Origin of the sequence: Nonomuraea sp. 10N515B, from assembly GCF_052245915.1 — a bacterium.
In the GTDB taxonomy this organism is placed as follows: domain Bacteria; phylum Actinomycetota; class Actinomycetes; order Streptosporangiales; family Streptosporangiaceae; genus Nonomuraea.
On the sequence record NZ_JBQQBQ010000019.1, the window covers coordinates 58,238 to 71,686 of the forward strand.

At 67.9% G+C, this 13,449-nt stretch carries 14 protein-coding genes; 6 read left to right on the forward strand and 8 right to left on the reverse strand.

Annotated features, from left to right (window positions below):
- Positions 1 to 190: 190 nt before the first annotated feature.
- Positions 191 to 778 (reverse strand): TetR/AcrR family transcriptional regulator, encoded by a 588-nt coding sequence (locus ACTWQA_RS27485; RefSeq protein ID WP_443161948.1) that lies wholly within the window; start codon positions 776 to 778, stop codon positions 191 to 193.
- Positions 779 to 851: 73 nt separating this feature from the next.
- Here ACTWQA_RS27485 and ACTWQA_RS27490 point away from each other — a divergent pair, with 73 nt between their 5' ends.
- Together ACTWQA_RS27490 and ACTWQA_RS27495 are read left to right on the forward strand one after the other, a co-directional pair.
- Positions 852 to 1,655, forward strand: coding sequence for an SDR family NAD(P)-dependent oxidoreductase (locus ACTWQA_RS27490; protein WP_443161949.1), 804 nt, complete (start codon positions 852 to 854; stop codon positions 1,653 to 1,655).
- A 101-nt stretch (positions 1,656 to 1,756) separates the two neighbouring features.
- Positions 1,757 to 3,232 (forward strand): coniferyl aldehyde dehydrogenase, encoded by a 1,476-nt coding sequence (locus tag ACTWQA_RS27495; protein WP_443161950.1) that lies wholly within the window; start codon positions 1,757 to 1,759, stop codon positions 3,230 to 3,232.
- A gap of 176 nt (positions 3,233 to 3,408) precedes the next feature.
- Here the strand turns inward: ACTWQA_RS27495 and ACTWQA_RS27500 are convergent, their stop codons facing one another.
- From ACTWQA_RS27500 to ACTWQA_RS27515, 4 genes are all read right to left on the reverse strand, one after another.
- Positions 3,409 to 3,726 carry a hypothetical protein gene (locus ACTWQA_RS27500; RefSeq protein ID WP_305915621.1) on the reverse strand — a complete coding sequence of 106 codons (318 nt, stop codon included), beginning with the start codon at positions 3,724 to 3,726 and terminating at the stop codon, positions 3,409 to 3,411.
- Between the two features lie 2 nt (positions 3,727 to 3,728).
- A complete protein-coding gene (locus tag ACTWQA_RS27505; protein WP_443161951.1) occupies positions 3,729 to 3,851 on the reverse strand; it encodes a hypothetical protein in 123 nt (40 codons plus the stop codon).
- 118 nt (positions 3,852 to 3,969) lie between these two features.
- Positions 3,970 to 4,998, reverse strand: a complete 1,029-nt coding sequence (locus ACTWQA_RS27510) for a serine hydrolase domain-containing protein (protein WP_443161952.1) — start codon at positions 4,996 to 4,998, stop codon at positions 3,970 to 3,972.
- Positions 4,999 to 5,480: 482 nt separating this feature from the next.
- Positions 5,481 to 6,857: an alpha/beta fold hydrolase gene (locus ACTWQA_RS27515; RefSeq protein ID WP_443161953.1), complete on the reverse strand. Its 1,377-nt coding sequence runs from the start codon at positions 6,855 to 6,857 to the stop codon at positions 5,481 to 5,483.
- A gap of 191 nt (positions 6,858 to 7,048) precedes the next feature.
- On the opposite strand from ACTWQA_RS27515, the gene ACTWQA_RS27520 reads away from it, so the two are divergent.
- From ACTWQA_RS27520 to ACTWQA_RS27530, 3 genes are all read left to right on the forward strand, one after another.
- The gene (locus tag ACTWQA_RS27520) at positions 7,049 to 8,254 is read left to right on the forward strand and encodes a sensor histidine kinase (RefSeq protein WP_443161954.1); all 1,206 of its coding nucleotides are present in this window, start codon (positions 7,049 to 7,051) and stop codon (positions 8,252 to 8,254) included.
- Positions 8,251 to 8,949, forward strand: coding sequence for a response regulator (locus ACTWQA_RS27525; protein ID WP_443161955.1), 699 nt, complete (start codon positions 8,251 to 8,253; stop codon positions 8,947 to 8,949). Before ACTWQA_RS27520 ends, ACTWQA_RS27525 begins: the two co-directional genes overlap by 4 nt.
- Before the next feature lie 288 nt (positions 8,950 to 9,237).
- Complete coding sequence (locus tag ACTWQA_RS27530; protein WP_443161956.1) at positions 9,238 to 9,981, forward strand: ABC transporter permease; 744 nt, start codon at positions 9,238 to 9,240, stop codon at positions 9,979 to 9,981.
- A gap of 355 nt (positions 9,982 to 10,336) precedes the next feature.
- Here ACTWQA_RS27530 and ACTWQA_RS27535 read toward each other — a convergent pair whose 3' ends face one another.
- Positions 10,337 to 10,693: a winged helix-turn-helix transcriptional regulator gene (locus ACTWQA_RS27535; protein WP_371825747.1), complete on the reverse strand. Its 357-nt coding sequence runs from the start codon at positions 10,691 to 10,693 to the stop codon at positions 10,337 to 10,339.
- A 41-nt stretch (positions 10,694 to 10,734) separates the two neighbouring features.
- Here ACTWQA_RS27535 and ACTWQA_RS27540 point away from each other — a divergent pair, with 41 nt between their 5' ends.
- A complete protein-coding gene (locus tag ACTWQA_RS27540) occupies positions 10,735 to 11,622 on the forward strand; it encodes an NAD(P)-dependent oxidoreductase (protein WP_443161957.1) in 888 nt (295 codons plus the stop codon).
- 76 nt (positions 11,623 to 11,698) lie between these two features.
- On the opposite strand, the gene ACTWQA_RS27545 is transcribed toward ACTWQA_RS27540, so the two are convergent.
- Positions 11,699 to 12,253 carry a DUF2690 domain-containing protein gene (locus ACTWQA_RS27545; RefSeq protein ID WP_443161958.1) on the reverse strand — a complete coding sequence of 185 codons (555 nt, stop codon included), beginning with the start codon at positions 12,251 to 12,253 and terminating at the stop codon, positions 11,699 to 11,701.
- A 542-nt stretch (positions 12,254 to 12,795) separates the two neighbouring features.
- Entirely contained in the window at positions 12,796 to 13,212 is a 417-nt protein-coding gene (locus ACTWQA_RS27550) for a nuclear transport factor 2 family protein (protein WP_443161959.1), read from the reverse strand.
- Positions 13,213 to 13,449 lie beyond the last annotated feature (237 nt).

Here is a 13,449-nt window from a genome sequence, read left to right on the forward strand (position 1 = left end):
AGCCTCGACCGCGGCGGACCATCGTGCGCACCGGCACGTCCTGAGCGCGCAGCCGGCCGAGGACCGTACGACTCCACGCCACCGGCCGAGGACCGTGCGACCCACGCCACCGGCTCCGGCGATGAGAACAAGGTCACTGGCAACCATCGGCCGATCTCCTTCTGAGCGGAGGTGTGATCACACGCGGGTTTCAGGTGCGGCGGATGGCCCGCACGGCAGTGTCGTAGAGGCCGAACAGGTCGACCTGTCCGCCCGCGTGCACCCACTCCTGCGACGCTGCCTGGAGGCAGGTGATCGCCGCGGCTGCGATCGCGCGTGCCTGGAGGGCGCGATGGTCGGAGTCGGGCAATCGCGGCTCGATCAGCGGTGCGAGCAGATCCTGCCAGCGGGCCTGCTTCTCGGCGTGTCCGGCGCGCAGGGACTCGTTCCCGAACAGGAGCGTCATCATCTCGAGCCGGTGCTCGGGGGTGGTCTCGATCTCCTCGATCACGTGGAACGCCGCGCGCAGCGACGCCCAGGGATCCTCGTCGGCCGGACGCTCGGCGAATCGTGCGGCGATCAGTTCGCCCTGTTCGGACAGGCCGCTGAGCGCAAGGTCCTCCTTGTTGCGGAAGTAGTTGAACAGGGTCCGCCGGGAGACGCCCGCCGCGGCGGCGACCTCCTCGACCGTCGTGTCGTCGTAGCCCTTGGCAGCGAACAGCTCGAGAGCGGTGCGGGCGAGCAGCGAGCGGACCACGGCGCGGGTCTGCTCACGGATGGATGTCGACTTCTGGGCCATGCACCCACGGTACAGCCATTCATGCCATGCAGCTACTTGCACTCAGTGCATAGTCGTGCGTAGAGTGAACGGCATGAGCAAAATCGACTACAGCAACCAGATCACCATCGTCACCGGCGCCAGCTCCGGCCTCGGCGAGGAGTTCGCCCGCCAACTGGCCCGCCGCGGCTCGAATCTCGTGCTCGTCGCCCGCCGCGCGGACCGGCTCGAGAGCCTGGCCGGCGAACTCACCCGCGCCCACGGCGTCACGGTGACCGTCGTTGCCCGCGACCTCGGCCTGCCCGATGCCGGCCGCACGCTCCGCGCCGAACTCGAATCCCGCGGCATCCACGCCACGGGACTGGTCAACAGCGCGGGCTTCGGCACCCACAACGCCTTCCCGGACGAGGATCCGGAGCGCCTCCAGGACATGATCGCGCTGAACGTCGGTGCCCTCGTCGACTTCAGCCGCGCCTACATCGAGCCGCTGACCTCCGCGGGCGCCGGCATCCTGATCAACGTCGCGAGCCTGCTGGGCTTCCAGCCGACCCCTTACCTGAGTGTCTACGGCGCCACCAAGGCCTTCGTCCTCAGCTTCACGGAATCGCTGTGGGAGGAGACCCGCGGCACCGGTCTGCGCGTCCTCGCCGTGTGCCCCGGTGCGATGCAGACCGAGTTCTTCGACGCAGCCGGCAGCCAGGCGGCCGACTACGGCACCAAGCGCGCAACCCCCCAGGATGTCGTCCGGATGGCTCTCGAGACGCTCGACCGTCGTTCCGCCCCGCCGTCGTTGATCACCAACGGCCGCTCGCTCGCCCTCGCCAGCAAGTTCCTGCCGCGGCGCCAGGTCGTCCGGACGATGGGGTGGATCCAGCGCCGCGCCATGAGCCACGCCTGACACCACACCGAGCGGGGCCCGCCGGGCGCCGCTCCCGCCTCCGTACCACCGACATCGACCACCGATGGGGGAGCAGTCCCATGACAGGCACTATGTCCGACGTGCCCGAGTCCGGCACCATGTCCGACGTGCCCGAGTCCGGCACCATGTCCGAACCGAACACCACGTCCGCCGGCCGGTCCGACCGGGAGCGCTTCGGCGACATCCTCGCCGTCCAGCGTGCCGCCTATCGTCGCGACGGGGCGCCGTCGCTGACGAAGCGGCGCAGCGATCTGAAGAAGTTCAAGGCGGCCATGCTCGCGCGACGCGGCGCCCTCGAGGAAGCGATCAACACCGACTTCGGCCATCGCTCACGCCACGAGACGGCGATGATGGAAGTCGTGGGCGTCGTCCAGGGCATTGACTACCTGATCCGCAATCTCCGTCGATTCATGCGCCCGACCCGCCGCCATACCGCTCTGCACATGCGTTCCGGCAGCAATCGCATCGAGTATCAGCCGCTCGGTGTGGTCGGCGTCATCGCGCCGTGGAACTACCCCGTCAACCTGTCGCTGATGCCGGTGGTCACCGCGATCGCCGCGGGAAACCGCGTCATGCTCAAACCGTCGAAGTTCACACCGGCGACGAACGCCGTGCTCGCGTCGATGCTCAGCGAGCTCTTCCCCAAGGAACAGGTCGCCATCGTCAGCGGCGACGGTTCCGCGTTCTCCTCCCTGCCGTTCGATCATCTGATCTTCACCGGGAGCACCGCCGTGGGGCGAGCGGTGATGAAGGCGGCAAGCGAGAACCTCGTCCCCGTCACGCTCGAGCTCGGCGGCAAGTCGCCGACCATCGTCGCCAAGGGCAGCGTGCGGGACCGCACCGTGTCCGCCATCGTCTGGGGGAAGCTCCTCAGCGGCGGGCAGACCTGCATCGCCCCGGACTACGCCCTGGTGCACGAATCCGAGGTCAACACTTTCATCGAGAGCTACGACAGGCTGGTGAAGGCCGCCTACCCCGACGGCCCGACGAGCGAGGACTACACCTCGATCGTGAACGACCAGCAGTATTCGATCCTGATCGACCTGATCGACGACGCTCGTGCCCACGGGGCGCGGATCATCGAGGTCGGACACCGGCCCGCCGACGCCTCCCGTCGTCCTCACACCCTCGCGCCGACTGTCGTGCTCGGCGTCACCGACGAAATGAAGATTGCCCACGAGGAGATCTTCGGTCCGATCCTGCCGATCTTCTCCTACGGCGATATCGATGACGCCATCGACTACGTGAACGCACGACCGCGACCACTCGCGCTCTACTACTTCGGCGACGACGACGCGGACCGACGCAGGGTGCTCGACCGCACGACGTCCGGCAACGTCACCATCAACGGCACGATCATGCACGTCGGACAGGACGATCTTCCGTTCGGCGGCGTCGGCGAAAGCGGCATGGGCAAATACCACGGCATCGAGGGCTTCCGAACGCTGAGCCACCCTAAAGGCATCTTCGTGCAGGGCCGCTGGAACAGCACCAACCTCCTGCGTGCCCCGTTCGGCAAGCGGGCCGACGCTTTGCTCAACTTCTTTCTCCGATGAACACCGCCGACTCAGTATGCCGTCCCACAGGACGCCGGTCTGGTTCATCGCGCGCAAGCCCCGCGGTACGACTCCGGCTTCCCCACGAGCTCGCCTTCGAGCAGTGGCTGCACCGGCTGGAGGAGCTGGTCGAGGCCGATCAGCGGCTTCAAACCGGTGAGCACGTGGCCTACTGATCAGCGTGGGCGGCTGAGGGCGGCCTCGGCCAGATCCGTCCACTTCTCGGCCGACGAGTGGGGCACGACCACCCAGTCCTTCATCGCCCTGCCCTGCCCCGAGGGGTCGAACAGGGACGCCCCGGCCAGTTGGAGCGCGGCTGCGTGTTCGGGGGTGTCCCTGACCAGCCGGAACACCATCGCGCCGTCGCGTTGCAGGCTCGCGAACACCTTCCCCGCCTGATCTTTGAGTGCGGGACTCCCCATCATCCTGGAGATCCGTACACCCAGGTCGGCCAGCTCGGCGCCGACCTGCTTGAAATCCTCTTCCGCGCTCATCGTCAGTCGGTCCCAAACTCCATGGCGGCGTGGTCGAGCAGCTCGTCGTGGTCGGGGCTCTTCCCGCGTGACGCGATCGCCTCGGCCCCGCCTTCCGGCAGTACGGCGGTCAGGCTAGTCGTCATGGCGGCACCGATCAAGGCCGGATGCGGGGTGCGGGTTTGTCGACCGGTTCCGCCTGCTCGGCTCGGTGTCCGCGCCTCTTGGACCCGGCCACGGCGCGCTCAATGAGCTCGGCGTGGTCTACTGCGACCCGGCCTGCCCGCCGCAGAGCGCCGCCTTGACGAGCCCGTCCAGCATCTTCGGATAATCCTTGGCGATGTCCACTGCGGCGTCGCCGGCGGTCAGCGAGGCGGTCAGGGTCTTGCTGCCGTCGGGCGTGCTGTACATCAGCGCCGCGTAGCCCGCTGGAGGGCTGCCGTTGTGGTTGAGAACGGTGCCGCAGGTCAGGCCCAGGTCCTGCACGAACATCCCGAGGCCGTAGCGGCCGTAGAGGGGGTGGTCGCTCTTCGGGTGCGGCTTGCGCATCTCGGCCAGCAGCTTGACCGGCAGGAGCTTGCCGCCGTTCAGCGCGGAGAAGAACGTCTGGAGATCCTTGGTGGTCGAGATCATGTCACCGGCGCCGGCCAGCAGGGAGAGGTTCTGGCGGGAGACGTCGACCACCTTCCACTGGCCGGCGTCGTGGTAGCGGAAGTAGCCGTGGGCGTACGGAGCGGGCAGCTGCGTCCGGTTGCCCGGCGCCACGGTGCCCTTCAGCCCGAGCGGCCGCAGGATCCGCCGCTTCAGCTCCGCGTAGAACGAGCGGCCGGTGACCTTCTCGATCAGCAGCCTGGCCAGCGTGTAGTTGGTGTTGGAGTAGCTCCAGCCCGTCCCCGGCTCGAACCGCGCCGGCTTGGACAACGCGAACCGCACCAGTTCCTCCGGCCGGTACGAGTGGAACCGGTTGTCCAGCCACTCCTTGCCCGTCGCGGGGAGCCCTGGAACCCATGTCCCGTCGGGGTCGAGGTCGCCGGTGTAGTTGAACAGTCCGCTGGTGTGCTGCAGCAGCATCCGCACCGTGATCCGCCGGTCCAGTCCGAGCTTGGGCAGGTAGCCGCCCACCGGGGTGTCGAGCGCGATCTTGCCCTCGGCCACCAGCTGCAACACCACGGTCGCGTGGAAGGTCTTGGTGACGCTGCCCACCCAGAAATGCCCGTTCGTCGGCGGCTTCGCGCTCGCGCCCAGCTTGCGCAGCCCGGCGCTGCCGACCCACTTGCCCCGCTCATCGTGCACGCGCACCTGTACCCCGAGAAAAACCGGCATCGACGAACGCCTGGATGGCCTTCTGCAGCTCCGGGCGATCCTGCCCGGCGGCCGCCAGCGCCGTGACCGCCGCGCGCCGGACGGCCCGCGGCCTCCGGGCCCTGTTGCTCTTGGTGGTCTGGAGAGATTGACCCATGGCCCTTCCTCGCTTCACCGAAAGCTGCGGGAGGATCGCCTCTACGACGAGGCCAGGCACAGCGGCGATCCTGTCTTGCTCATGCGCCTATTCGGCATCTCGACGCAAACCGCGATGAAGTATCTCAAAGCCGCCCATTCGGCCGAACTCCACCCCGATCCGATCCGACCATAGAGGGAGACGAATTTTCGAAACTTCACGCCGACATCGGCCGACGCGGCGTTCGTCAATCCGGGTCGTGGACGGGCACGGCGGACCGGCTGATCTCACCAGTAAGTGCCGGCCCGCCTACCACGCTGGTGGCGAGGGACACCGATCAGCATGTCGTCTTGCTGGGTGGGAGTACGCGGTCGGTGAGGTAGCGGTTGATGTGGTCTCGGGCGCAGGTGTTGAAGGCGTAGAGGGTGTGGCCGGGGCCGTCGTGGTGGATGATCGCGCTGCCGGGGACCTGGGCCAGGGCGCGTGCGGCTGCGTCTGACTCGCCCCATGCGCCCGCGCCGAGCAGGGGTGGCAGACCTTTGGGCAGGGCGGCCGGCGGATTGGTCACCGGGACTGGCCAGCCCACACAAGCGAGGGTGGCGGTCGCCATGGTGTCGGCTGCGCCGGTGTTGAGGGCCGCGCGGCGCAGGCGGGCGATCGTCGTGTCCAGGCCAGCCCGGGTGGTCGGGCGGGGCCAATCGGTGCACTCGGTGACGCCGGTGAGGTAGCCGGGATAACGGCCGCCGCGCTCGGGGACGAAGGCGGAGGCATCGCCCCGAGTGGTCTGACGGATGGCCTGAGCGAGCTTCGGCCACGCCGACGGACCCTGCCGGGCGTAGTCGATGGCGAGGGATTGCAGGTCGCGGCCGTCGTAGGCGATACGGGCGGACTTGGCGGGGATCGGCGTGCGGTCGGCCTTGGCGACCAGGGTCCGCCAGGTGCGGGGCAGGTCTTGGCATCGGTGGGTGTCGCACCAGGTGAAGAAGCGGTTGAGGGTCGCTTCGTTACTCTTGGCCGTCGCCTCCAGTTCGCGGGGCCAGTCGGTGGTGCTGTGGTTCCAGGTGCCGTCGAGGACCATCGTACGGACGTGTTGGGGGAAGAGGCGCAGGTAGGTCTGGCCGTAGGTGCCGGCGTAGGAGGAGCCGTAGAAGTTGAGTTTGGCGTCGCCGAGCGCTTTCCTAATGGCTTCCATGTCTCTGGCGTGGTCGGCGGAGCTCATGTGGGCGAACAGTTCGGGGTCTTGGTGGCGGCAGGCCTCGGCGTAGCCTTGGTTGGTGTCGGACAGGCGGCCGAAGTCGGCGTCGTCGCGGGGGAACACGGGCACAGGGATGCGGGTCCAGACGCAGGGCAGGCCGGTGCTGAGGCCGCCGAATTGCTCGCCGTAGCCGCGGGTGTCCCAGGTGATGAGGTCCATGCGTTTACGAAGGTCGGCCCACCATTGCGGGCCGCTCTGGGTGAGGGCGATGCCGGGCCCGCCGGGGCCGCCGTAGGCCACCAGAACATTGCCTTCGGAGCGGCCCGTGGCCTGGAGACGGCCGAGCTTCAGGGTGATCTTACGGCCGCCGGGTTTCTGCCAGTCGACCGGGACCTGCAGATCCCCGCAGGTCATCCCAATCTTGTCGCCGGGGCAAGGGCGCCAGTCGAGGGTATCGGCGTGCTGCCCGGTCAAGCCCGAGCCAAGCAAGGTCAGCGTGAGAGCGATGGATGTGAGCATGCGGACAAGGCTTGCGGGAGCGAACCCATTCCCGCATCGGCCCACGGCTGGAACATTCAGGGCAGCCCATCGGTGGAGAAGGGCATCCGGCCCATCGGCTGATCCGACTGGGGGATGACAGTCCCTGGTCGGATGTGGTCGACGGGCCAACCGGCTAGCGTTGCCTGGTGAATGTGCGCGCTCATCGAAGCTTGGCGGAGAGGGTGGTCTCCGCCCGGTGGCTCGGCAGTCGCCCGTTGATCGCGCTCGACTGCGTTGCCGCGGTCGGCTTCACACTCGTCGGGCTGACCGCGCTGGCCGGCGACGCGCCAACGGTCGCCCAGGCAGCGTCGTCGCCGTGGGTCAGTATGTTGGTAGCGGTCCTGGTGGGGATGCCTGTGGCGGTCCGGCGGGTGTGGCCGATGGGAGTCTTCTGCCTGGTTCTGACCGCGTCCCTGGCGTCATTGCTGGCCGGAGTAGCGAACGTCCCGTTCCTGGCGGCCGGTTACGCCTTGTACACGGTGGCGCTCACCCAGCCGCGGCGCATGTGGATCCCCACGACGGCGATCGGCGTGGGGACCGGGTTGAGCCTGCTGATGTTGACGACGGACGCGGTCGCGCCGACGTCCTCAGGGTTAGCCGGACGGCTGCCGGGCCAGATCCTGTCCGGCCTGACCGTCATGGGCTGCGCGTGGGCGCTGGGCCGCAGTGTCAGGGCCGCCCGCCTAGCCGCCGAGCGAGCCGCCGAACAGCAGGCCGAGCGCTCGGTGACGGAGGAACGCCTGCGCATCGCGCGCGAGTTGCACGACATCGTCGCGCACAGCATGAGCCTCATCACGGTGAAGGCCGGCGTGGCCCGGCAGGTAGCGCAGATCCGTCCGGAGGAGACGACCGCGTCACTCGAAGTGATCGAGACGACCAGCCGCAGCGCACTTGCCGAGCTGCGCCACGTCCTCGGCGTGCTGCGGGCTCCCGGAGCCTCCTGCGGGTCACCTCCCGCGGTGAGCCCGCTGCCAGGTCTCGGCGACATCCAGGCGTTGACCGGCCAGGCCGCGCAGGCGGGGGTGCATGTCGACCTGGACGTCAATGCCGCTCACCTGCCGGAGAGTGTCGAGGTGACGGTGTACCGGATCGTCCAGGAGGCCGTCACCAACGTGATCAAACACGCGGCGCCGACCCGCTGCCGGGTACTCGTGCACGCCTCGCCGGTGACCGTCACAATCGAGGTGAGCGACGACGGGCCCCCCGGCAGTAGGGCAGCCAGAGACGGCGACGGCGGGCATGGCCTGATCGGGATACGCGAGCGGGTCCTGATGTACGGCGGAACCTTCTCCGCCGGGCGACGCCCCGAGAGAGGGTTCACACTGACGGCCCATCTGCCCCTCCAACCCGACGCCGCCGTGGACGCGACGCGGTGAACTCGCCGATCCGCGTCCTGGTCGTCGATGACCAGGCCCTGCTGCGAGGCAGTTTCCGCGTCCTGATCGAAACCGCGCCGCATCTGCAGGTCGTCGGCGAGGCCGGCACCGGGATCCAGGCCGTCGACCTGGCCCACCGCGAGCAGCCGGACGTCGTGCTCATGGACGTGCGGATGCCCGAGATGGACGGAATCGAGGCCACCCACCTGATCTGCGGCTCACCGCAGACCAAGGACGTGCGGGTCCTGATCCTGACGACGTTCGATCTCGACAAGTACGTCTATGCCGCGCTCCGGGCGGGCGCCAGTGGTTTCCTGCTCAAGGACACCCCTGCGCCTGATCTGCTGTCCGCGATCCGCGTCATCGCGGCCGGGGAAAGCCTGCTCGCTCCCACCGTGACCCGGCGCCTGATCAGCGAGTTCACCCGCCGGCCCGGACCGGCCAACCCCATCGTCCCGGCCCTGGCCGGTGTGACCGGCCGCGAGCGCGAAGTCCTGACACTGATCGCCCGCGGTCTGTCCAACACTGAGCTCGCCGCCCACCTCCAGGTCACCCAGGCGACCGTGAAGAGCCACGTGGGAAGCCTGCTGGCCAAGCTCGCCGCCCGCGACCGGGCCCAACTCGTGATCATCGCCTACGAGAGCGGACTGGTCACCCCGCACATCACCCACCCGGGGCCATCATCCCCAGGGTGAACCCCGCGGGACGTTCGCGGCCCGGCGTCCACCCCAGGGCGGAGGCGCGACTACGGACCCCGCTCCGATGCGCTCGTCCTTCCCCGCGAGGGAGGGTTGGGCCATGTTGCGAATGATCGACCCCACTGGACACCCCGCCCTCGGCCAGCCACCGTCTCAGGTCGAAGCCGGACATCCGACCGAGGGGCACGTGCCAGACCTCGGTGCGATGGTCAGGGCCGCAGCCACCCGCCCGCTACCTGGCACGACTCCGTCCAGGAGGCGAGCCCGGCTTCCTGAGGACGCTCAATGATCTCGGTGGTGCGGGCCGAGCTGGTGAAGATCCGCTCAGTGCGGTCGACCTACATCGTCCTCGCCGCTACCGCCTCAGTAGTCGTCATCAACATCGTCATGGCATGGATCGGGGTCGGCTTCTGGGACAGCCTTCCGCCCGAACGCCGGGTCAATTTCCAGGCCCTGCCCATCGACCAGTCCGTCGGCCCACTGATCCAGCTCTGCATGGCCGTGCTCGCCGTCCTGGCCATCACCTCCGAGTACGCCACCGGCATGATCCGGGTGAGCCTGACCGCCGTGCCCGCGCGGCATGTGTTCCTCGCCGCCAAGGCACTGGTCGTCGCCGGCATCACACTGGTCGTTGCCCTGACGGCCGTGCTCGGCTCCTACCTGACCTCACGCCTGATCGTCGCAGACCGGCCGATCCCCGGCGCCACAGGTCCGTTGACCGAAGAACTTGCACGGCTGCTCAGCGTGAGCCTGGCCACCATGGTGGCCGGGCTGGTCGGGCTGGGCCTCGGTGCCATTACCCGCTCCGCAACGGCGGCCATCACGGCCGTTGCGACCTTACTATTCGTGCTCCCCACGATCGCCAACCTCCTGCCACCGCCCTGGGGCCAGCGGCTAGGAGCGCTCCTGCTGCCCAACCTCGCCGGTCATCTCGCCCGTGGTGAACTGTTCGCGTTGGCTGGTATGGCGATCTACCTGGCCGCCGTGGCGATACCCGCGACCGCCCTGATCGTCAGACGGGACGCCTGATCTCGCTCGTCCGAGAGATAAGCGCTGGAACGTGCGACACGAGGCCGCAGTGCGCCGCCGTGAGCCTGAGAGCCCACGCAGGCGCAGGACTTCTTCGCTGGGTTGTGGCAGAGGCGAACCCGTCGGTTTCCGATGACGTTGTCGGGTGTGGGTGCGGGAGTGTCCTGCTGTTGGGTGTGGACGGCGCTGGCGAGGGTCAGGTTGGTCAGTTGGCGTAGCCGCACCAGTACTCCGCGCTACCTGCGGTAGCCACCTTTTTGTGGGTACTTGTCGGCCGCCCCATGGCGGCCTGAAGCTTGGTCGTGCGGGCCGAAGGGCCCTCACATCCAGATGAGATGGGGAGGTTGGCGGTGTTTCAAGAGACTGGTTGCGATGCGGCCAGCTTCTCTAGGCGGCGATGGCCCCAGTCGGAAAGCGGTGCCAGCGCTTCGGAGAGCTCATGGCCGAATGAGGTCAGGGAGTACACGGTCTTCAGCGGCCGTACATCGTGCACCTCCCGGTGGACCAGTCCGTCGGCCTCCATCTCCCGCAGCGTCTGAGTCAGCACCTTCTCGGTGAGGCCCGGCAGCCGCCGGCGTAGCTCACCGGGGCGGCGCGGACCGGATTCCAGGAGCCAGAGCAATATCGTCTTCCACTTGCCGTCGATCACGGCGATCGCGGCGGTCACTCCGCAGACGTTCGGGTCCTGGGCACGGCTGCGCGTCATCTTCATCCCCATTCATCACCGTTTGCTCATTATCGAGGAGTTAAGGCATGACCTCACACGCTGAACAGTCTGCCGTCACCGTGCTCGGCCTGGGGCCGATGGGCCGGGCCCTGGCCAGTGCCTTCCTGGACGCCGGCCTGCCAACCACGGCTTGGAACCGGACGCCGGGCAAGGACGGGGCGTTGGTCGAGCGGGGCGCGGTCAGCACGCGATTGCCCGAAGATGCGGTCGCCGCAAGCAGGTTGACCGTGGTCTGCGTGGTGAACTATGACGCGGTGGACGCCATCGTGCGGCGCGGTGCGGTCACCGACGCGCTCAAGGGGCGCACCGTCGTGAACCTGACCGCCGACACCCCGGACCGGGCCCGAGACACCGCGACCTGGGCGGCCGAGCACGGCATCGGGTACCTGGACGGTGCGATCATGACGCCGATCACGACCATCGGCACACCGGCCGGGGTGTTCCTCCACAGCGGTCCCGAGGGGCTTTACCGCGAGCACCGGCCGGTGCTGGACGCCCTGGGTGGCACCCACACCCACCTCGGTGAGGACATCGGCCGGGCGGCTGCATACGACATCGCCTTGCTCGACATCTTCTGGACCGCGATGGCGGGGTATGCGCACGCGCTGGCGGTGGCAAGAGCTGAAGGGGTCACCGCGCGGGAGCTGGCGCCGTTCGCCGCAGGTATCGGTACGATCCTTCCTCCGATCTTCGAGCAGGCTGCGGAGGACGTGGACAACAGCAGGTTCTCCGGTGAGGGCAACCCGATCACCTCGGCGGTGTCGTCCATGGCCCATATCGTCCACACCTCCGAGGCCCATGGCATCGAGGCGGGCGTGATGCGTGCGGCCGAAGGCCTGGCGCGCCGCGCCATCGGACGGGGCCACGGCACCGACGGCTTCCTCCGGATCACCGAGATCCTCAACCCTCGGTGAGGTGATCGATAGTTGGTGCCTTGGGAACCGTGAGATGGGCGCCGGACCCCGCGTGCCCACGCGGGGTCCGGCGTCGCTAGTCGCAGGCCTTCGCTGTGGTGCCGCTGCCCTTGTTGGCGCGACCGACCCCGGTCTTCACCGTGCCCGTAGCCTTGGCGCAGACGCCGCTGGGGGCGTAGACCATGTTGCCCCAGTGGTGTCCGCCGTTCCCGGGCCGATAGGTAAAAGATCTGCTCTTGGTGCTGATGTAGACCGTGATGGTGCCGGAGCCTCTCGTGGCGACCGACACCTCGCCCCAGTTGGTGCCGCAGTGACGAGAGTAGAACAGCCGGATCGTGCCCAGGCTGTCCCCGACCTCGTTGCTCAGCGAGGCCTTCTTCCCGGTGTTCACCTTGGACTTGGCGCACCCGCTGCTGTAGGGATCCTTTCCGTCGTACGGGTGAACGCTCGCCGGCTCTGCGGTCCTCGCGACAGAGAGGGAGGCGGCGTCGGCCGCACCGTTCATCAGACCGGCGGCTATAAGACCACTGGCCAGGGCGGTGCCCGTGCCGACGACGGCCATCTTCCTGGAGATCGACGTAATGGTGCCGTGATTCATGAAGTGACGGCGGGCCTGCTTGTCAGACTGCATCGCCCGGCCCGTTGTCCCGTCGTTTGGACGTCTGGCCTTTCGTGGTCCACTCTTGCGGTAGTCAGGCTCGCGAGTCTGTGTCGAAGTGCACACTGGCGGAACTTTTTGACCGGGTGAAAACACGGACGACGGCCGGTGCGGGACGTCGGCGCGACTCCGCCGGGCGACCCAGCCTCAGCGGGACTTCCCGGCCCGATCAGTCCCTGGCCCCACAGGCGCGCACCGGGAATGAGGGAGCGGCGTGGGCGTCCGGCGGCACCGTGTGACTCGCGCGTCCAAGCACCCATCCAGCCAGTAGAGCGGGCACCGATGCCTTCCGGGCGGCAGTGGCGTCTAAAGCATTTGTGACAGGCCACAGACGCTGCGGCCGCGCGAGCGCTGCGGCCCGGGACACGCACGGTCCTCTAGCAAGCACGGTCCCCAGACGACCCGAGACCACGCAGTTTTGATCATGCGGAAGCTGATAGCGACAGTGTTCAACTACTCCCTCGACGGCCTTCTCGCCGACGAAAAACCTCAGCGATGCGTCCTGTGACTTCAACTCAAGCACTGAGGGCTCGCGCGACCGTGAGGCTGTCCTCGTAAATGTGGTAGCGGACGATGAGTCCTTCCTCGACCGAGAGGTGTAGCGCGAACGGCGAGGTGTAGGCGGCGCCATTGCCTCTCACCGTCTGCGCGATCTCTCCGAGCACGACAGCATCCGCACCGTCGACCAGGATCCGCGCGACCGACGTGCCGTTCAGTTCGGGCACATGATGGGCGTTCAGTGACCGGAAATGGTCCGCCACATCGGACCGGCTCGACCGCGGTCGGATCCACGGCACCGCCGGATGCCCATCAGTGGGCCAGTCGAGCCGCCAGTCGAACTGCTCGGCGAACAACTCGGCGGTGCGGTCATGATCGCCCTCGGCGATCCGGCGAAGCAACTCTTCGACGATGGCACGGGTGTCACTACTCATGTCAGGAGTTTTTCCGGTCCCGTGCGGCCTGTCGATTACCTCCCACGTAAGCGAGACCCCATTCAGGGGCAGGAACGCGGCCACGGCGTAGAGGGCCCACCGCCAGTCCGAACCGGGTTGCAGATCCGTCCCTTGAGCGAGCAACCTGGTCCGCCATCAAAGCTCGCCATGGAACCGAAACCGGACTTCCACCGTCCCTTCGATAGAAGGGATCGACCAACCGCCTACAAGTCGCAT

Coding starts and splice junctions, on each gene's coding strand:
- ACTWQA_RS27485 (WP_443161948.1), bottom strand. CDS start 778: ATGGCCCAGAAGTCGACATCCATCCGTGAGCAGACCCGCGCCGTGGTC.
- ACTWQA_RS27550 (WP_443161959.1), bottom strand. CDS start 13,212: ATGAGTAGTGACACCCGTGCCATCGTCGAAGAGTTGCTTCGCCGGATC.
- ACTWQA_RS27535 (WP_371825747.1), bottom strand. CDS start 10,693: ATGAAGATGACGCGCAGCCGTGCCCAGGACCCGAACGTCTGCGGAGTG.
- ACTWQA_RS27545 (WP_443161958.1), bottom strand. CDS start 12,253: ATGCAGTCTGACAAGCAGGCCCGCCGTCACTTCATGAATCACGGCACC.
- ACTWQA_RS27515 (WP_443161953.1), bottom strand. CDS start 6,857: ATGCTCACATCCATCGCTCTCACGCTGACCTTGCTTGGCTCGGGCTTG.
- ACTWQA_RS27530 (WP_443161956.1), top strand. CDS start 9,238: ATGATCTCGGTGGTGCGGGCCGAGCTGGTGAAGATCCGCTCAGTGCGG.
- ACTWQA_RS27540 (WP_443161957.1), top strand. CDS start 10,735: ATGACCTCACACGCTGAACAGTCTGCCGTCACCGTGCTCGGCCTGGGG.
- ACTWQA_RS27490 (WP_443161949.1), top strand. CDS start 852: ATGAGCAAAATCGACTACAGCAACCAGATCACCATCGTCACCGGCGCC.
- ACTWQA_RS27500 (WP_305915621.1), bottom strand. CDS start 3,726: ATGAGCGCGGAAGAGGATTTCAAGCAGGTCGGCGCCGAGCTGGCCGAC.
- ACTWQA_RS27505 (WP_443161951.1), bottom strand. CDS start 3,851: ATGACGACTAGCCTGACCGCCGTACTGCCGGAAGGCGGGGCCGAGGCG.